Origin of the sequence: Brevundimonas nasdae (assembly GCF_019395145.1) — a bacterium.
GTDB lineage: Bacteria > Pseudomonadota > Alphaproteobacteria > Caulobacterales > Caulobacteraceae > Brevundimonas > Brevundimonas nasdae.
This window is the reverse complement of the sequence record NZ_CP080034.1, coordinates 895,818-912,415: the sequence shown is the minus strand read 5'-3', so window position 1 is coordinate 912,415 and position 16,598 is coordinate 895,818. Positions and strand designations below refer to the sequence as shown.

The 16,598-nt window shown below is 63.4% G+C and carries 17 protein-coding genes; 6 read left to right on the top strand and 11 right to left on the bottom strand.

Translation table 11 applies throughout. The features are described from left to right. Positions 1–82: 82 nt before the first annotated feature. Both lon and clpX read right to left on the bottom strand, forming a co-directional pair. A complete protein-coding gene (gene lon / locus KWG56_RS04470; protein ID WP_219353881.1) occupies positions 83–2,494 on the bottom strand; it encodes an endopeptidase La in 2,412 nt (803 codons plus the stop codon). Between the two features lie 591 nt (positions 2,495–3,085). After that, positions 3,086–4,354: an ATP-dependent Clp protease ATP-binding subunit ClpX gene (gene clpX, locus KWG56_RS04465; protein ID WP_201100802.1), complete on the bottom strand. Its 1,269-nt coding sequence runs from the start codon at positions 4,352–4,354 to the stop codon at positions 3,086–3,088. A gap of 194 nt (positions 4,355–4,548) precedes the next feature. Between clpX and KWG56_RS04460 the strand changes: the two genes are divergently transcribed. Next, positions 4,549–5,196 carry an HAD-IB family hydrolase gene (locus KWG56_RS04460; protein ID WP_219353880.1) on the top strand — a complete coding sequence of 216 codons (648 nt, stop codon included), beginning with the start codon at positions 4,549–4,551 and terminating at the stop codon, positions 5,194–5,196. A 4-nt stretch (positions 5,197–5,200) separates the two neighbouring features. Here KWG56_RS04460 and KWG56_RS04455 read toward each other — a convergent pair whose 3' ends face one another. From KWG56_RS04455 to tig, 4 genes are all read right to left on the bottom strand, one after another. Then, a complete protein-coding gene (locus KWG56_RS04455; protein ID WP_201100800.1) occupies positions 5,201–5,521 on the bottom strand; it encodes a hypothetical protein in 321 nt (106 codons plus the stop codon). 73 nt (positions 5,522–5,594) lie between these two features. Beyond that, the gene (locus KWG56_RS04450; RefSeq protein WP_201100799.1) at positions 5,595–6,242 is read right to left on the bottom strand and encodes an ATP-dependent Clp protease proteolytic subunit; all 648 of its coding nucleotides are present in this window, start codon (positions 6,240–6,242) and stop codon (positions 5,595–5,597) included. 117 nt (positions 6,243–6,359) lie between these two features. Beyond that, positions 6,360–7,256: a hypothetical protein gene (locus tag KWG56_RS04445; RefSeq protein ID WP_219353879.1), complete on the bottom strand. Its 897-nt coding sequence runs from the start codon at positions 7,254–7,256 to the stop codon at positions 6,360–6,362. 112 nt (positions 7,257–7,368) lie between these two features. Continuing rightward, the gene (tig, locus tag KWG56_RS04440; RefSeq protein ID WP_219353878.1) at positions 7,369–8,715 is read right to left on the bottom strand and encodes a trigger factor; all 1,347 of its coding nucleotides are present in this window, start codon (positions 8,713–8,715) and stop codon (positions 7,369–7,371) included. Between the two features lie 192 nt (positions 8,716–8,907). Here tig and KWG56_RS04435 point away from each other — a divergent pair, with 192 nt between their 5' ends. After that, complete coding sequence (locus KWG56_RS04435; protein WP_280638397.1) at positions 8,908–9,609, top strand: MBL fold metallo-hydrolase; 702 nt, start codon at positions 8,908–8,910, stop codon at positions 9,607–9,609. Here KWG56_RS04435 and KWG56_RS04430 read toward each other — a convergent pair. After that, a complete protein-coding gene (locus KWG56_RS04430; protein ID WP_219353877.1) occupies positions 9,606–9,896 on the bottom strand; it encodes an ElaB/YgaM/YqjD family protein in 291 nt (96 codons plus the stop codon). The genes KWG56_RS04435 and KWG56_RS04430 overlap by 4 nt on opposite strands. Positions 9,897–10,009: 113 nt before the next feature. Between KWG56_RS04430 and KWG56_RS04425 the strand changes: the two genes are divergently transcribed. Continuing rightward, on the top strand, positions 10,010–10,162 hold the full coding sequence (locus KWG56_RS04425; protein ID WP_219353876.1) for a hypothetical protein: 153 nt from the start codon (positions 10,010–10,012) through the stop codon (positions 10,160–10,162). Between the two features lie 143 nt (positions 10,163–10,305). Next, the gene (locus KWG56_RS04420) at positions 10,306–10,518 is read left to right on the top strand and encodes a con-10 family general stress protein (RefSeq protein ID WP_201100795.1); all 213 of its coding nucleotides are present in this window, start codon (positions 10,306–10,308) and stop codon (positions 10,516–10,518) included. Between the two features lie 82 nt (positions 10,519–10,600). On the opposite strand, the gene egtB is transcribed toward KWG56_RS04420, so the two are convergent. The 4 genes from egtB to KWG56_RS04400 all read right to left on the bottom strand — a co-directional run bounded on the left by egtB (position 10,601) and on the right by KWG56_RS04400 (position 15,172). After that, on the bottom strand, positions 10,601–12,739 hold the full coding sequence (gene egtB / locus KWG56_RS04415) for an ergothioneine biosynthesis protein EgtB (RefSeq protein WP_219355410.1): 2,139 nt from the start codon (positions 12,737–12,739) through the stop codon (positions 10,601–10,603). Between the two features lie 137 nt (positions 12,740–12,876). Beyond that, entirely contained in the window at positions 12,877–14,088 is a 1,212-nt protein-coding gene (locus KWG56_RS04410) for an acyl-CoA dehydrogenase family protein (RefSeq protein ID WP_219353875.1), read from the bottom strand. A 106-nt stretch (positions 14,089–14,194) separates the two neighbouring features. Continuing rightward, positions 14,195–14,500, bottom strand: coding sequence for an SCP2 sterol-binding domain-containing protein (locus tag KWG56_RS04405; RefSeq protein ID WP_201100793.1), 306 nt, complete (start codon positions 14,498–14,500; stop codon positions 14,195–14,197). A 252-nt stretch (positions 14,501–14,752) separates the two neighbouring features. Then, positions 14,753–15,172: a winged helix-turn-helix transcriptional regulator gene (locus tag KWG56_RS04400; protein WP_219353874.1), complete on the bottom strand. Its 420-nt coding sequence runs from the start codon at positions 15,170–15,172 to the stop codon at positions 14,753–14,755. A gap of 109 nt (positions 15,173–15,281) precedes the next feature. On the opposite strand from KWG56_RS04400, the gene KWG56_RS04395 reads away from it, so the two are divergent. After that, the gene (locus KWG56_RS04395; RefSeq protein ID WP_219353873.1) at positions 15,282–16,142 is read left to right on the top strand and encodes an SDR family oxidoreductase; all 861 of its coding nucleotides are present in this window, start codon (positions 15,282–15,284) and stop codon (positions 16,140–16,142) included. 32 nt (positions 16,143–16,174) lie between these two features. Continuing rightward, positions 16,175–16,570, top strand: coding sequence for a nuclear transport factor 2 family protein (locus KWG56_RS04390; protein ID WP_219353872.1), 396 nt, complete (start codon positions 16,175–16,177; stop codon positions 16,568–16,570). Positions 16,571–16,598 lie beyond the last annotated feature (28 nt).

Genomic DNA, 16,598 nt, shown 5'->3' with positions numbered 1-16,598 from the left:
GATGGTTCAAGCCGATTCGAGCCCCCTCCCCGCACGAAAAAGCCGCCGACAGTGATGTCGGCGGCATTCTCATTCAGTCATATCAATGGCTGACGGCGGCAGCCGGTCCTTCGACCGCCGGGACCGGAGCCGGAAGCGGCTCGGAAGCCTCGTCCCACTCCACCGGCGTAAGCGTGCCGGTCAACGCCCACTTCAGCGCCTCGTCCGCCGTGGAGATCGGCACGATCTCGAGCGCCGACTTCACATTATCCGGCACATCGGCCAGGTCCTTCTCGTTCTCCTGCGGGATCAGCACGGTCTTCACGCCGGAGCGCAGGGCCGCGAGCAGCTTCTCCTTCAGGCCGCCGATGGCGGTGACGCGTCCGCGCAGGGTGATTTCGCCGGTCATGGCGATGTCCTTGCGGATCGGGATGCCGGTCAGGACCGAGACCATGGCCACGGTCATGGCGACGCCGGCGGAGGGACCGTCCTTGGGCGTGGCGCCGTCCGGCACGTGGACGTGGATGTCGGTCTTCTCAAAGACCGGCGGCTTGACGCCGAAGGCCAGCGAGCGAGCGCGGACGTAGGACGCCGCCGCCGAGATCGATTCCTTCATGACCTCTTTCAGATTGCCGGTGACGGTCATGCGACCGCGGCCTGGCATCTTGATGGCTTCGATCGTCAATATGTCGCCGCCGAACTCGGTCCAGGCCAGACCGGTGACGATGCCGACCTGATCCTCTTCATCCGTCTCGCCGTAGCGGAACTTCTTCACGCCTGCGTAGTCGGCCAGCTTGGCCTCATCGACAGTGATCGACTTGGCGCCGGTCTTGGCCATTTCGCGAACGGCCTTGCGGGCCAATCCGCCCAGGGCGCGTTCAAGCGAACGAACCCCGGCCTCGCGGGTGTAATAGCGGATCAGGTCGCGGATGGTGTCTTCCGGCACGATCAGTTCGCCGTCTTTCAGGCCGTGGTCCGCCAACTGCTTGGGCAGGACGTGGCGCTTGGCGATCTCGACCTTTTCGTCCTCGGTGTAGCCAGAGACGCGGATGATCTCCATCCGATCCATCAGCGGCTGCGGCATGTTCAGGCTGTTCGCCGTCGTCACGAACATGACCTGGGACAGGTCGTAGTCCACTTCCAGATAATGGTCGCCGAAGGTCGAATTCTGTGCGGGATCCAGCACCTCCAGCAGAGCCGAGGACGGATCGCCGCGCCAGTCGGCGCCCAGCTTGTCGATTTCATCCAGCAGGACGAAGGCGTTGGTCGTCTTGGCCTTCTTCATCGACTGGATGATCTTGCCAGGCATGGAGCCGATGTAGGTCCGGCGGTGACCGCGGATCTCGGACTCATCTCTAACGCCGCCCAGCGACATGCGGACATATTCACGCCCCGTCGCCTTGGCGATGGACTTGGCCAGCGAGGTCTTGCCGACGCCGGGAGGGCCGACGAGGCACAGAATCGGGCCTTTCAGACTGCCGGTGCGGGCCTGAACAGCCAGATACTCGATGATCCGTTCCTTGACCTTCTCCAGACCGAAGTGATCCTCTTCAAGGATGTCCTCGGCCTTGGCCAGGTCGATCGGCTTCTGCTTGGCCTTGCCCCACGGCACGGACAGCAGCCAGTCGAGATAGTTGCGGACCACGGTCGATTCCGCCGACATCGGCGACATGTTGCGCAGCTTCTTGACCTCGGCCTCGGCCTTGGTGCGAGCTTCTTTGGACAGGCGCGTCTTACGGATGCGCTTCTCCAGGTCCATGATCTCGTCACGGGCGTCGTCGGTCTCGCCCAGCTCGCGCTGGATCGCCTTCATCTGCTCGTTGAGATAATATTCGCGCTGGGTCTTCTCCATCTGGCGCTTCACGCGCGAGCGGATCTTCTTCTCGACCTGCAGGACCGAGATTTCACCCTCCATCAGGCCATAAACCTTCTCCAGCCGCTTGGGCACGTCGAAGGTTTCCAGCAGGCCCTGCTTGTCGGCGATCTTGACCGACAGGTGGGCGGCGACCGAATCCGCCAGCTTGGAGGCGTCGGTGATCTGGGGGATGGAGCTGAGGGCCTCGGGCGGGACCTTCTTGTTCAGCTTCACATAGGATTCGAACTGCTCGACCACGGCGCGCAGCATGGCCTCAGCCTGGGAGGTTTCGCCCGGCTCATCCTCGATCTCGACGGCCTCGGCCTCGAAATACTCTTCACGGTCGGTGAAGCGGGTCAGACGCGCACGGCCCTTGCCCTCGACCAGCACCTTGACGGTGCCGTCGGGCAGTTTCAGCAGCTGCAGCACCGAGGCCAGCACGCCGATGGGATAGATGGCGTCGGGCGACGGATCGTCGTCGACGGAATTCTTCTGGGTGGCCAGCAGGATCTGCTTTTCGCCCTTCATGATTTCGTCGAGCGCCTTCACGGACTTTTCGCGGCCAACGAAGAGCGGCACGACCATGTGCGGAAAGACGACGATGTCTCTCAACGGCAGGACGGGCAGTGTCACGGAGCCAGTGCTCTGGGTATCAGTCATGATGCATACTCCTGGGCCATTGATGATCTCCGGCCCGCCGCCACGGTCGCCCGGGCAAGAGGCCCGACCAGCGCGTGACGACCCGTCGATTCCGACGGCGTTCGAATGAGTATGTGGTTTGTGCGCGACGTGGTTCAAGCGCAACCGCGCAACAGCCCACATCTGTGTGCTGCATTGCCGCAAAATCAGCGGTTCTGTGCGCGGTGCGCGGTGCGCGGGCGGCTTATGCAGCCGGGCGGGACGGAAAACCCCTTGTCTGGAGGGGCTTCAGTCCGCAGGCGCCTGAAGCCGCGCCTCGCGAATCCGCTTCCGCTCGTCAGTCTCGGCGATTTTTTCTAAAAGGTTGGCGTCGAGACGTGCGTGATTGCCGATCAGCTCGGCGCGCAGCAGTCGCTTCCTCTCACTTCGTCATCCTTGGGCTTGTCCCAAGGATGACGGTTTGGGGTGTGTGTTGCTTTCTTTCGTCATTCCGGGCGTAGGGCCGCTTGGCCTAAAGACCCGGATCCGAAGGGGGGCGAAGTCGCCGCGCCCCATGAAAAAGGCCGGTGCAGTCGCCTGCACCGGCCTTTCGCATCTCAGTCTTCCGCCCGATCAGGCGGCGCCGTCAGCCTTTTTCTTGGAGGCTTCCGAATAGATCAGCAGGGGCTGGGCCTTGCCGTCGATGACTTCGGCATTGACCACGACCTCTTCGACGCCTTCGAAGGTCGGCAGTTCGAACATGGTCTCCAGCAGGATGCCTTCCAGGATCGAACGCAGACCGCGCGCGCCGGTCTTGCGGGTGATGGCCTTCTTGGCGACGGCGATCAGAGCGTCGTCGGTGAAAGTCAGTTCGACATTCTCCATTTCGAACAGACGCTTGTACTGTTTGACCAGGGCGTTCTTCGGCTCGGTCAGGATGGTGACCAGGGCCGCCTCGTCCAGATCCTCCAGCGTCGCCAGGACCGGCAGACGGCCGATGAACTCGGGAATCAGGCCGAAACGCATCAGGTCGTCAGGCTCGACATTCTTGAGGATGTCGCCCGTGCGGCGTTCGTCGATTTCCTTGACCTTGGCGCCGAAGCCGATGGAGGCCCCCTCGCCGCGCGCCGAGATCACCTTCTCCAGACCCGCGAAGGCGCCGCCGACGATGAACAGGATGTTGGCGGTGTCGACCTGCAGGAACTCCTGCTGCGGGTGCTTGCGGCCGCCCTGCGGCGGCACGGAGGCGACGGTGCCTTCCATGATCTTCAGCAGAGCCTGCTGCACGCCCTCGCCCGAGACATCGCGGGTGATCGAGGGGTTGTCGGACTTGCGCGAAATCTTGTCGATTTCGTCGATATAGACGATGCCGCGCTGGGCCCGTTCGACATTGTAGTCGGAGGCCTGAAGCAGCTTCAGGATGATGTTCTCGACATCTTCGCCGACATAACCGGCTTCGGTCAGGGTCGTGGCGTCAGCCATGGTGAAGGGCACGTCGATGATGCGCGCCAGCGTCTGGGCCAGCAGCGTCTTGCCCGAGCCGGTCGGCCCGATCAGCATGATGTTCGACTTGGCCAGTTCGACGTCGTTATTCTTCGTCGCGTGGTTCAGGCGCTTGTAATGGTTGTGGACGGCGACCGAGAGCACCTTCTTGGCGTGCGACTGGCCGATGACGTAATCGTCCAGGACGTCGCGAATCTCTTTCGGCGTCGGAACCCCGTCAGAGGTCTTCTTGAAGCCGATCTTGTGCTCTTCGCGGATGATGTCCATGCAGAGTTCGACGCATTCATCGCAGATGAACACGGTCGGGCCTGCGATGAGTTTACGCACCTCATGCTGGCTCTTTCCGCAGAACGAGCAGTAGAGGGTGCTTTTGGCGTCAGAGCCGGCTGCTTTGGTCATAGACCCTTATCTCACTCCCGCGGCGCGGACCGAAATGGCCCGAAACGCGCTTCCCTCACATTGATTCCAGCACTCTGGACGCGAAGGTCTTCAAAAAATGACAATCACCCATCCATCGTTCCGCGACAACCCCGAAGGCAGGAGGGAAATGTTGCAGCGCGTGGATCGGTCAGTCTCGCTGGGGATCAAGGCGAATGTCTGACATGGGCAGCGTGCAAGATTTTCGCCAGTCCGTCAGCGAAGGACAGCCTATCGTGGCGTTCGATTTCGACGGCACCCTGACGATTCGCGACAGTTTCACCGAATTCCTGCGCTGGCGTGCGGGTCCGGGCGGCTGGATGCTGGGGCTGGTCAGGCTGGCGCCCGCCGTGGCGGCCTATGCGCGGGATCGTGACCGGGGACGGATCAAGGCCGCCTCGGTGCGCGAGTTTCTGCTGGGCGTTGACCGCGCCACGCTGGAGGCCGACGCCGCCCGCTTCGCCGACCAGATCTGGCCCCGTTTCATGCGGCCGGATGCGATGAAGACGTGGAATGAGTGGGGCGAACGCGGCGCTCATCGCGTGATCGTGACCGCCTCCCCCACCTCAACTGTCGCCCCTTTCGCCCGCAAACTGGGCGCCGAGGCCCTTCTGGGCACCGAGTTCGTGTTTGACGCCGACGACCGGATAACGGGCGAGTTCGCCGGTCCCAACTGCCGCGCCGAGGAGAAGGTGCGCCGCCTGAAGGCCGCCTATGGACAGGACATGGTGCTGACCGCCGCCTATGGCGACACCTCGGGCGACACCGAAATGCTGGCCATGGCGCAGGAGCCGGGCTTCAGGGTCTTCACCCAGAAACCCTGAACGATCAGCGCCCGTCGGCATCCACGTCGAAGACGACGGGCTTGCCGCGCGAGGCCGGGTTCCAGCCCGCCTCGATGGCGGCGGTGACGGCGTTGCGGACAGCGTCGACATTGACCCGCTGCTTCTCCACGTCCGGGCGGCCATTGGCGCGCAGGGGCATGGGGAATTGGACGATGGCTTCGCGCTTGTAGTCCTGGTGGCGCAGGGACACGGCCATGCCGTCCCAGGCGCCGCCGCCCTTGGGCTGGGGCTGGCGGCGAAGCTCCCACTCGTAGTTTTCGCCATCGACTTCGACGACGCCGCTCTGATCTCTCGTGAACTGCATGGCCGCCTGATAGCACACAAAGAAAAAGGCGCACCGGGCTGGCGCGCCTTTTCCGTTCAATGATCGAACCGGATCAGTTTCCGGGCGTCTTCACGCCGTCGGCGTCAGCCTGTTCGCGGCGATCATAGACGTGGTCGACGATTCCCCAGGCCTTGGCTTCTTCCGCCGACATGAAGTGGTCGCGGTCCAGCGTCTTTTCGACTTCCTCATAGGTCCGGCCCGTGTGGTGGACGTAGATCTCGTTGAGGCGCTTCTTGGTGTAGCGGATGTCGGCGGCGTGCAGTTCGATGTCCGAAGCCTGGCCCCGGAAACCGCCCGAGGGCTGGTGCACCATGACGCGGGCGTTCGGCAGGGCGATGCGCTGCCCCGCCTCACCGGCCGTCAGAATCAGCGAGCCGGCAGAAGCGGCCATGCCCATGACCACGGTCGAAACCGGGCTCTTGATGTATTGCATGGTGTCGTAGATCGCGAGCGCCGAGGTCACCTGACCGCCGGGGCTGTTGATGTACATGCTGATTTCCTTCTTCGGGTTTTCCGATTCCAGGAACAGCAGTTGGGCGCAGATCAGCGACGCCATGCCGTCTTCGAACGGACCGGTCAGGAAGATGATCCGCTCACGCAGCAGGCGCGAGAAGATGTCGAAGGAGCGCTCGCCGCGGCTGGATTGCTCCACCACCATCGGCACCAGGTTCATATTCATCAGTTCGATCGGATCGCGCATGAAGGCCTTTTCGATGTTCCGCCGCCCTTAGCAGTCGAGAGCAGCCAATTCTGTTTCCAGCATATCGCGTTCAGCCGGACCGGATGCAAGCACCCCGCCCACTTTGAATGAGCAGCCCTAGTCAACTGGTTGGGCACGACGGCGATTCCTTTCGAGTTCATTCGCCACAGCCGCCTCCTGGGCATGGGCCGTGGGACGATCCGCCTCAGCCTGATAGAGGGCCTTCAAATAGGCGAGATCCCAATCGCTCATTCCGGCCAGGCCGTCGGGCTCTCCGAAGAGATTCAGTATGGTGTTCTGGCCAGAGTAGTCGGCGCGAGGGTCAACCTGAGCTAGAACGACCATTGCGGTGTAATCAATCAGGGCAGGCAGAAGCACGTTTCCAACTTTGGACATGTCGATCACCACGGTTGCCGAATAGAGATCGTACCGCAGCGGCGAATGCAGCCGACTGACGTTTCGACTACTGATCCGGGGCGGAGGACTTCCACCAATTCGGGCCGCCAGCTTGCCTGTATCAGCCGAAACCGGCAGAGAGACATGCCACCAACGAACGGCAGCGTCGCTCGTACGGAACCGTTGCAGAGCGTTCAGGCCCATGTTGGTGTTGTCGATCGGCGGCCTGAACCGCGTCCTCCAACCTTCGACCAAGGCTTCGGCAGTCGCCGCTCCGTTGTCCGTGCCGATGACAAGCACGTTGGACGTGCAACCTGGCTCGCTCACCGTTATGCCAAGATCGCGCGCGATATCGCCAATGCGGTCCGCCATCATCTGCCCGTAAGGCGGGCTCAGATTGGCCACGCTTACACAAAGCGGTGTGTTCCAACGGCCGAGTCGGGCCCCCGCAGGTGCAACGGCGATCGTGTCCACAAACTGTCGTGCCGCATCGCGCAGCCTGCGCCCTTCGACAGAGACGTCATCCAGTTCAATTGGCGCCGGCGCTGTCTGTGGCGCATCCCCAATTTGGCCCGAGCCAGAAAGAGCGAGCGCTAAAGCGGCCACTGCAAGGGTCATCTTCGGCTCACACTAATAAACAGCCAGAAAAAAGGGGCCCGCACAGCGGACCCCTTTTACACTCGCAGGCAGAGAGCGCCTCTACCAGTTACGAACAGGTAATCTCAAAAGATTACGCCTCTTCGTCGTCTTCCTTGAGCAGTTCTTCCTTGGTGATCGGCTTGTCGGTGACGTCGGCGACGCCGACGATCAGGTCGACGACCTTCTCTTCGTAGATTGGCGCGCGCATCTGGGCGGCGGCGTTCGGGTTCTGGCGGTAGAAGTTCAGGACGGCCTGTTCCTGGCCCGGATAGTTGCGGGCTTCCTGCAGGATGGCGGCGTTCAACTCCTGGTCGGTGACCTGAACGTTGTTGGCGCGGCCGATTTCAGCCAGCACCAGACCCAGGCGCACGCGGCGCTCGGCGATCTTCTTGTACTCGGCCTTCAGGTCTTCGTCGGACTTGGCGGCGTCTTCTTCCGGCAGACGGCCAGCGGCCTTGTCGGCCTCGACCTGTTGCCAGATGCCGTCGAACTCGGCTTCCACCATCTTCGGCGGCAGCGGGAAGTCGTGGGCTTCGTCCAGTTGGTCCAGCAGGGCGCGCTTCAGCTTGAAGCGGGCGGCGCCGGCGTATTGCTGGTTCAGGTTCTGGCTCAGCAGCTCCTTCAGCTTGTCCAGCGATTCCAGACCGATGCGGGTGGCGAACTCGTCGTCGATCTTGGCTTCGGCTTCAGCCTTGATGGCCTTCACCTTGATGTCGAAGGTGGCCAGTTTGCCGGCCAGATTGGCGGCCTGGTAGTTCTCGGGGAAGGTGACCTCGATGGTCTTTTCCTCGCCGACCTTGGCGCCCGTCAGCTGCTCTTCGAAGCCGGGGATGAAGCGGCCCGAGCCGATCACCAGGTCAGCGTCTTCAGCAGCGCCGCCTTCGAAAGGCTCGCCGTCCAGCTTGCCCAGGAAGTCGATCGTCAGCTGGTCGCCTTCGGCGGCCTTGACGGTCTTGCCCTTCTTGTCTTCGTAGGTCTTGGCCTGACCGGCCAGTTCCGTCAGGGCTTCGTCCAGATCGGCGTCCGACGCTTCATAGGTCGGGCGTTCCAGCTTCAGCGTCTTGGGATCGACCGGGGTGAAGTCGGGCATGACTTCCAGCGACATTTCATAGGCCAGGTCTTCCTCGCCCTTGATGACCTTGTCCATGTCGGACGTCAGCTTCATCTCGGCGGGCGCGGCCGGACGGATCTTGGCTTCGTCCAGGGCCTTCTGGCTGGTTTCGTTCAGCTCGGCGTTGATGATTTCGCCCATGAACTCACGGCCGAAGGTCTTCTTGACGTGCGCGACCGGCACCTTGCCCGGACGGAAACCCTTCAGCTTCACTTGCGGGGCGACTTCCTTGACGCGGGCTTCGAGCTTCTCGTTCAGCTCCGCGACGGGAATGGTCACCGCGATCACGCGGCTGAGGCCTTCGTTCGACTTTTCGACGACTTGCATGGTCGGGATTCTGACGCTCTGTGGCGCGTGAACCTCGGAGGGCCCAGCGCGGAATGGATAAAGCAAGAAGGCCGCCCCTGTCAGGAGCGGCGCCTCGAAGCCCGCCCTTATGTCGAGAAGGGCCGAAAAGGTCAACGCGGGCGTGTCCATTCGACGGTTTCAAGGGCCGCTCAGCCTCGCTATCTAGAGGAAATGAGCCAGTCAGCCTCCCCTATCGGCGTCTTTGTCACGCCCGTTACGCCGCTTCAGCAGAACTGCACCACCGTCTGGTGCACCGCCACGAACAAGGCGGCGGTCATTGATCCGGGCGGTTCGGTGGATGCGATTCTGGCCGAGGTCGAACGGCGCGGCCTGACGCTGGACCAGATATGGATCACCCACGGGCATCTGGATCACGCAGGCGGGGCGGCGGAGATGCAGGAGAAGTCCGGCGTTCAGATCACTGGCCCGCAAAAGGCCGACCAGTTCTGGATCGACCGAATCGTCGAGAGCGGTCGGATGTACGGCCTGCCCGACGCCCGTCCCTTCACGCCCGACCGCTGGCTGGAGGACGGCGACACCGTGTCGCTGGGCCAGACGACATGGGAGGTGCGCCATTGTCCGGGTCATACGCCGGGTCATGTCATCTTCTTCAACCGGGCGGCGCGCTTCGCCCAGGTCGGGGACGTGCTGTTCCAGGGGTCGGTCGGACGCACCGACTTCCCGATGAGCGACCCGCCCGCCCTGATCCGCGCCATCGTCGAGAAGCTGTGGCCGCTGGGCGACGACGTGACCTTTGTTCCGGGGCATGGGCCGATATCAACCTTCGGGCAGGAGCGCCGGACCAACCCCTATGTGTCCGACGCCGCCCTGCAGCGGGCGCCGATCCAGCGCCCGGCGTCGGGCCCGGCCTAACGGCTCAGCAGAAGGCCGATGATGACGCCGATGCCTGCGGCGTAAAGGACCGACTTGATCGGGGCGTCACGGATGGAGTCGATCGCCTCTTCGGCGCGCTCGACGGCCTTGTCACGCACATGGCCGACGTCCTCACGCACCGCCTGACGCAAAGATGAGACCGTGCGATCCGCACCATCCTTGGCGCTGGCGATGATGTCGTCAGCCTGGCGGCCGAGCTTGTGGGTCAGGTCTTCGCCCTCTGTGACGATGTCATCGACGGCTGATGAAACGGGGGTCTTGGCCATGATCTTCTCCAGTTCTGTCGATCAACCCAGGGCGCGTCGCGAAGGTTCCCCGAAACATGGGACTGAACATCGCGCACATGGGCGCGTTCTCTCCCTGCAGAAGGAGAGTCCCCATGACCGACGTGCCCCCCGAAATACAGCCCGAAAATCCAGAGCCGGAAATACAGCCGGAGATCCAGCCGGACCCCGCCCCGGCTCCGGAAATCGACCCGTCAGGCGCGCCCGATGAACTGCCGCCATTAACACCCGGCGAAATCACAAGGTGATGTGGTCGGATTTTGAACGACGCCAAGTTCACAGCGCGCAGTGCTCAGACCTCGGATAGTAAAAACGCTGTTCGATACGGAACCGTCACCGCTGCACCGGGTTGTTTGCGCAAGCGGAACGGCAACACCTGAAAGGACCCAAAATGGAAAGCCAGCCCACTCGACCCTCAGGCGTTTCCAAAAGAGGATTCGCCTCTATGGATCCCGAACGCCAACGTGAAATCGCCCGTAAGGGTGGAGCAAGCGTGCCCAGCGAGAAGCGCAGTTTCTCTCAGGACCGCGGTCTTGCGGCTCAGGCCGGAAGAAAAGGCGGCGAGGCATCTCACGGCGCCAAGAAGGATGACCAGCCCGAATAGGGCGATCATTGTAATCACACGATAAAGGGCGGCGAACCGAATGGTTCGCCGCCCTTTTCCTTTGCCGATTCGGACGCCAGAATCAGGCGCCAAGCACCGCCAGGGCGACACTGGGCGCAGGCGACACGTCAAAATGCACCAGCCGCCAGCCGGAGGCGGCCGCCATGCTGGCGACAGAGGCTTCAGTGAACTTGCGCGAGCTTTCGGTGTGGATTGTCTCCCCCGCAGCAAAGTCAAAGCGGCGCGTGCCGATGTGGACCGTCATGGGTTCGGCGGCTTCCAGATGCATCTCCATCTGGGCCTTGTCGCTGTTCCACACCGCGCGGTGCACGAAGGCGTTCAGGTCGAAATCGGCGTCCAGCTCCGCATTGGCGCGGACCAGCAGATTGCGGTTGAACGCGGCGGTCACGCCCTGGGCGTCGTCATAGGCGGCGACCAGGGCTTCAGCCTCCTTGACCAGATCGACGCCCAGAATGAACAGCGCCCCCTCGCCCAGCATCCGGCGCGCGGCGGTCAGGAAACGCTCGGCGTCGGCGGGCTGAAGATTGCCGATGGTCGATCCGGGGAAGAAGCCGATGCGACGGCCCGTCGGCAGATCATCCGGCAAGAGTGCCAGATGCTCGAAATCACCCAGCACGGGGCGGACGCGCAGTTTGGGATAGTCGGCCTTCAGGCGCGCCACCGCGTCCAGCAGGGCCGCCTCGCTGATGTCCAGCGGAACATAGGCGCCCAGGTCCGGCGCGGCGTCCAGCAGGATGCGGGTCTTCTCGCTGGCGCCCGATCCGAACTCGACCAGCACGGCGTCAGGGCCGAAATCGGCGGTCAGGGCGGCGGCGCGATCGCGCAACAGAGCCGTCTCCTGCCGGGTCGGATAATATTCCGGCAGGGTGGTGATGACCTCGAACAGGCGCGAACCCTCAGCGTCGTAGAACCATTTGGGCGGGACCGCCTTCTGATCCCTCGACAGGCCCTCAACCAGATCATGCCGGAAGGCGGCGGTCTGGGCGTCTTCGGTGTCGCCGCTACGCCGGCGCGGCGCGTCTTCAGCCAGTCTCAAGCCCATGAACGCCCACCTCTGCTGGGGGTAATAGAAGTTCCGATAGGTCGTGCGGGCATGGCCCGGCGGCGTGGCGAAGGCCCCGCCGCGGAGCACATTCTGATTGGCCATGAACTTGCCGTTGTACTCGGCGGCCGTTCCGGGCGTCGGCCGGAAACCGGGGTATGGGGCATAGGCGCTGGAGGTCCACTGCCACACCTCGCCCGACAGGTTGGAGAAGGCTTCGGGATCGGCGGTCGCCGCGTGCTCCCACTCGGCTTCGGTCGGCAGGCGCTTGCCCACCCAGTGGGCGTAGGCGTCGGCCTCATACAGGCTGATGTGCCGCACCGGGGCGGACGGATCGACCGGATGACGCCCGGTCAGGGACAGGGTCGTCCAGCCGTTCTGGTCGCGACGCCAGTAAAGGGGGGCGGTCCAGCCCTCAGTCTGCACCGTGGCCCAGCCGTCGGCCAGCCACAGGTCGGCCTGCTGATAACCGCCGTCATCGATGAAGGCGATCCATTCGGCGTTGGTGACCAGATCATTGGCCAGGGCGAAGGGCTCCAGCCAGACCTTGTGACGCGGCCCCTCGTTGTCAAAGGCGAAACCGGCCCCATCGTGACCGATGGAGACCAGGCCGCCGTCGAACAGAGTCATTCCGCCCCTGGCCGGTTCCAGCGGACGTGCGCGCGGCTCACTCCCATAGGCGGCCGGGTCCAGCGGGGAACAGGACATCAGGTGCAGCAGGTCCATCAGGAACAGCTCCTGATGCTGCTGGTCGTGGTTCAGGCCCAGTTCGAACAGATAGTGCGACAGGCCTTCGGGCGGCCCCTTGGCCAGCCAGCGGATCATGCGGCGGTCGATCTCGCGCCGATAGGTCAGCACCTCCTCGACCGAGGGGCGGGTCAGGAGGCCGCGTTTATCGCGCGCCACGCGCTGGCCCAGGGCCTCATAATAGGAGTTGAACAGCTGTTGGAAGCGCGGATCGACAGGCTGATAACCCGGCTCGTTGGCCAGGATCATGGCCTCGAAGAACCAGCTGGTGTGACCCAGGTGCCATTTGCCAGGGCTGGCCTCGGGCATGGACTGGGCGGCGAGATCTTCGACCGAGAGGCCCGCCGCAAGCGCAGGCATGGCCCCTCGGACCTGACGGAAACGCGCGCCCGCCGCACCCGCCAACGCCATCGGCTGCAGGCGGGCGTTGATGTCAGATTCACCGTCCAAGGACGGTCCCCTGACCCTGACCGGGCGTGTGGTCGTTCATGCAGACCGAACGTCACGCCAAGGTCAGGGTTCCCGATAAGGCCGGGCGCGGGCCAGGATCAGCGAACCGGCTTGCCCCCGTGCTTGGCGTATTCCAGACGGGCGATGGTGCGGTTGTGCACCTCGTCCGGGCCGTCGGCGATGCGCAGGGTGCGCACGCCTGCGTACAGTTCAGCCAGGGGCGTATCGCCTGAAACACCCGCGCCGCCGAAGGCCTGGATGGCGTCGTCGATGACCTGAAGCGCCATCCTGGGCGCGGCGACCTTGATCTGGGCGATTTCGGAACGAGCGTTCTTGGCGCCCGCCTCGTCCATCATCCAGGCGGCCTTCAGCACCAGCAGGCGGCACATCTCGATATTGGTGCGGGCGTCGGCGACGCGCTGCTCCCACACCGAATGTTCGGCCAGCTGCTTGCGGAAGGCGGTGCGGTTCAGAAGGCGCGTAACCATCAGCTCCAGCGCCCGTTCGGCGGCGCCGATCACGCGCATGCAGTGGTGGATGCGGCCAGGGCCAAGGCGGCCTTGAGCAATCTCGAAGCCTCGGCCCTCGCCCGCGATCAGATTCTCGACGGGCACACGGACATTCTCCAGCACCACCTCGGCATGACCGATGGGCTTTTCGTCATAGCCGAACACCGACAGCATCCGCTCGACGCGGAAACCGGGGGTGTCGACGGGCACGATGACCTGCGACTGCTGGGCGTGGGTCGCGGCCTCGAAATCGGTCTTCCCCATGACGATGGTCATCGCGATGTTCGGGTGGGCCATGTTGGTCGACCACCACTTGCGGCCGTTGATGACGTAATGGTCGCCGTCCCGCTCGATCCGGGTCTGGATGTTGGTGGCGTCGGACGAGGCGACCTCTGGCTCGGTCATCAGGAAGGCGGAGCGGATTTCACCGGCCATCAGCGGCTTCAGCCAGCGCTCCTGCTGGGCCGCGTCGCCGTACATGTGCAGCACTTCCATATTGCCGGTGTCGGGGGCGTTGCAGTTGAACACCTCCGCCGACCACAGGTGGCGGCCCATCAGTTCCGCCAGCGGCGCATATTCCAGATTGGTCAGGCCCGCGCCGTGTTCGCCGGGCAGGAACATGTTCCACAGACCGGCCTCGCGCGCTGCGGCCTTCATGGATTCCATGGCGGGCGGCTGGCGGGTGGCGTCCTCGCGCACCTGAGCGAAATACTCGGCCTCACGCGGGATGACCTGCTCATCGAGGAAGCGACGGACGCGGGCGTGCCAGTCCAGCGCGCGGTCGGAATGTTTGAAGTCCATGTCGTTTCCTCGTTTAGGCAAATCGCGCCTCTGGCGGGCGCTGACATGAAAACGGCGCGGCTCCGAATGGGGCCGCGCCGTCGTCCTGGTGGCGGTCAGCCGCGCATCAGCGCTTCAGCAGAGCCGGCAGCTTCTGGGCGATCATCATGTCGCCAGCGATCTTCAGCTTGCCTTGCATGAAGGCCATCATGCCGTCCAGGCGGCCTTCCGACAGGGCGACGAAGTCGTCCCAGCTGATGGTCACGGTGGCGTCGGCGGGCTTGTCTTCGTTGGTGACGGTGTTCGGCACCGAGGCGCCGTCGATGTAGATCTTGCCAGCGTCGCCGAGGTCGAGCTTGACGGTCTTGCCCAGACCGGAGTTCTCGCCGACGGCTTCGCGGATTTTGTCGGTGGCGGTTGCGATATCAGACATTGGGGCGTCTCCCTTGGACGTTTGGAACACACGCCGTAGACCGCATCGGCGGGGGCGCCAAGATCACCTTGGGTAAAGCTCGGGTCACTTCTGCTTGGGCGAGCCCGACCAAAGGGCGGCGGCGCCCAGCGCGCCCATGAAGAAGACAAAGGCCGCAACAATGGCGGCGACAACGGGAATGGCGTCTGCTGGCATCGGAAATCTCCTTTGCCGCATCGTCCGTCGGTCAGACGACGAACGCCTTGATCCGGATCAAACCGCGTTTTTTTCCGAATGAGAATTCGATGGCGCGGTCAGATCCCCCGTCGACACCGCCCTGTGCTCCTGTCCCCAGGTCGCGAAGGCGAAGATCACGGCTTCCAGCTTTCGGCCTGACGGCGTCAGCGCATATTTCCGAAAGCGCGGCGCGGACACCACCTCGTTTTCACGCGCGATGACGCCGTTGACCTCCAGCTCGCGCAGTTCACGCGACAGCATCCGGGGCGTGATGGCGTCCAGCAGGCGCTCCATCTCCGCGAAGCCCTTGGGGCCGCTCAACAGAGTGCAGACGATAGCCAGCTTCCATTTGCCGCTGACCACATTCAGCGCATCCTTGATCGCCAGAACAAAGGCCTTCTTGCACAGGTCGTCGACCTGATCTTCGTCAGCGTCGCCGTTCAGAGCGTGGCTCATCATGTCTCCGGTCAAGCTTAGGCTTGAGGTTGCTATACAGTTTGACAGTTTCAAGCCCCTGTCACCGCCCTAACTAGCGGCAAGATCTTAGCGACGACAGGAGCGTGTTTTGATTTTAGTCGCCGGAGCGACAGGCAACCTTGGTCGCGAGGTCATGAAACACCTGACCGGATATGGAGCCGATCATGAGGTCAGCATCCTGGCGCGCGACACCGCCAAGGCGGAACACTACGCCCGACTAGGCATCCCGGTCCGTATCGCGGACTACGACCAGCCCGACACCCTGCCGCAAGCCTTCGCCGGGGTCAGCAAGCTGCTGCTGATCTCGACCATGTCGATGAACCGCGCCGAACAGCAGAAACGCGTGGTGGATGCCGCCGTCGCCGCCGGGGTCGGCCACATTCTCTATACGGGACTGGCGATCCGCGACATCGAGACCTCGGCCGTGCGCGATCTGATGATCAGTCACTTCGAAACGGAGAACCACATCCGGAACAGCGGTGTCGCGTGGACCCTTCTTCGCAACACCATGTACGCCGAGGCCCTGCCTGTGATCGTCGGCGCCCCGGCCGCTGGGGGCGCGATCATCCTGTCAGGCGGCGACGGGCAGGTTCCCTATGCGTCGCGTGCCGAAATGGGCGAGGCCACCGCCAATGTGCTGTTGCAGACGGGGCATGAGGGCAAGACCTACGAAATCACGGGCGCCCAAGCCTGGTCCTATGGTGAAGTCGCCATGGCCCTGACGGCCGCCAAGGGCCGAAACTTCACCTATCAGGACATCGCTCCCGACACCCATCGCAGGGTGCTGGAGTCGCTGAATCTGCCTCCGTTCCTGATCGACCTGACCATCGGCACGGTCGAGGATATCCGGAAGGGTCAGTATGACATCGCCAGCGATGATCTGCAGCGACTGCTGGGCCGCGCCCCCACGCCCCTGCCCGCCCTGCTGCCGGACCTCTTTCCCAACTAACGCCTCCCTCTCACACCTGGAAAGACACCCTCATGACCTCCCCTGCCCGCGCTGTCGTCGACAAGATGTTCGAGGCCTTCCTGGCCAAGGACCTGGAGACGGCCCAGTCCACCGTGACCGAAGACACCCTGTGGGTTCATAACGGCTCTCAGAAGATGCCCGCCCTGCGCTTCGTCGGTAAATCCGGGACTGAAAAGTTCTTCAGCACCGCCTTCAACACCATCGTCTTCGACTATTTCCGTCCGCTGACCTTCATCGAGCAGGGCGACACCATCGCCGTGCTGGGCGAGGAAAGCTTCACGCCCGAAGGCCAGCCCAAGGTGACCAACAGGTGGGTGCAGGTTTACACCATCCGCGATGGCCTGATCGCCCAGATGGATGAATATGCGACCTCCGCATCCGCCGAAGACTATATTGTCATCGACTGAGCCAACGGATTCCGCTGAATAAAAGGGG

Excerpts from the sequence above, each read along its gene's own strand:
- KWG56_RS04425 (WP_219353876.1), top strand. The coding sequence starts at position 10,010 with ATGACCGACGTGCCCCCCGAAATACAGCCCGAAAATCCAGAGCCGGAA.
- KWG56_RS04430 (WP_219353877.1), bottom strand. The coding sequence starts at position 9,896 with ATGGCCAAGACCCCCGTTTCATCAGCCGTCGATGACATCGTCACAGAG.
- lon (WP_219353881.1), bottom strand. The coding sequence starts at position 2,494 with ATGACTGATACCCAGAGCACTGGCTCCGTGACACTGCCCGTCCTGCCG.
- KWG56_RS04460 (WP_219353880.1), top strand. The coding sequence starts at position 4,549 with ATGTCTGACATGGGCAGCGTGCAAGATTTTCGCCAGTCCGTCAGCGAA.
- egtB (WP_219355410.1), bottom strand. The coding sequence starts at position 12,739 with ATGGCGTTGGCGGGTGCGGCGGGCGCGCGTTTCCGTCAGGTCCGAGGG.
- KWG56_RS04390 (WP_219353872.1), top strand. The coding sequence starts at position 16,175 with ATGACCTCCCCTGCCCGCGCTGTCGTCGACAAGATGTTCGAGGCCTTC.
- KWG56_RS04405 (WP_201100793.1), bottom strand. The coding sequence starts at position 14,500 with ATGTCTGATATCGCAACCGCCACCGACAAAATCCGCGAAGCCGTCGGC.
- tig (WP_219353878.1), bottom strand. The coding sequence starts at position 8,715 with ATGCAAGTCGTCGAAAAGTCGAACGAAGGCCTCAGCCGCGTGATCGCG.
- KWG56_RS04400 (WP_219353874.1), bottom strand. The coding sequence starts at position 15,172 with ATGAGCCACGCTCTGAACGGCGACGCTGACGAAGATCAGGTCGACGAC.
- KWG56_RS04410 (WP_219353875.1), bottom strand. The coding sequence starts at position 14,088 with ATGGACTTCAAACATTCCGACCGCGCGCTGGACTGGCACGCCCGCGTC.
- KWG56_RS04445 (WP_219353879.1), bottom strand. The coding sequence starts at position 7,256 with ATGACCCTTGCAGTGGCCGCTTTAGCGCTCGCTCTTTCTGGCTCGGGC.
- clpX (WP_201100802.1), bottom strand. The coding sequence starts at position 4,354 with ATGACCAAAGCAGCCGGCTCTGACGCCAAAAGCACCCTCTACTGCTCG.
- KWG56_RS04455 (WP_201100800.1), bottom strand. The coding sequence starts at position 5,521 with ATGCAGTTCACGAGAGATCAGAGCGGCGTCGTCGAAGTCGATGGCGAA.
- KWG56_RS04435 (WP_280638397.1), top strand. The coding sequence starts at position 8,908 with ATGAGCCAGTCAGCCTCCCCTATCGGCGTCTTTGTCACGCCCGTTACG.
- KWG56_RS04420 (WP_201100795.1), top strand. The coding sequence starts at position 10,306 with ATGGAAAGCCAGCCCACTCGACCCTCAGGCGTTTCCAAAAGAGGATTC.
- KWG56_RS04450 (WP_201100799.1), bottom strand. The coding sequence starts at position 6,242 with ATGCGCGATCCGATCGAACTGATGAATATGAACCTGGTGCCGATGGTG.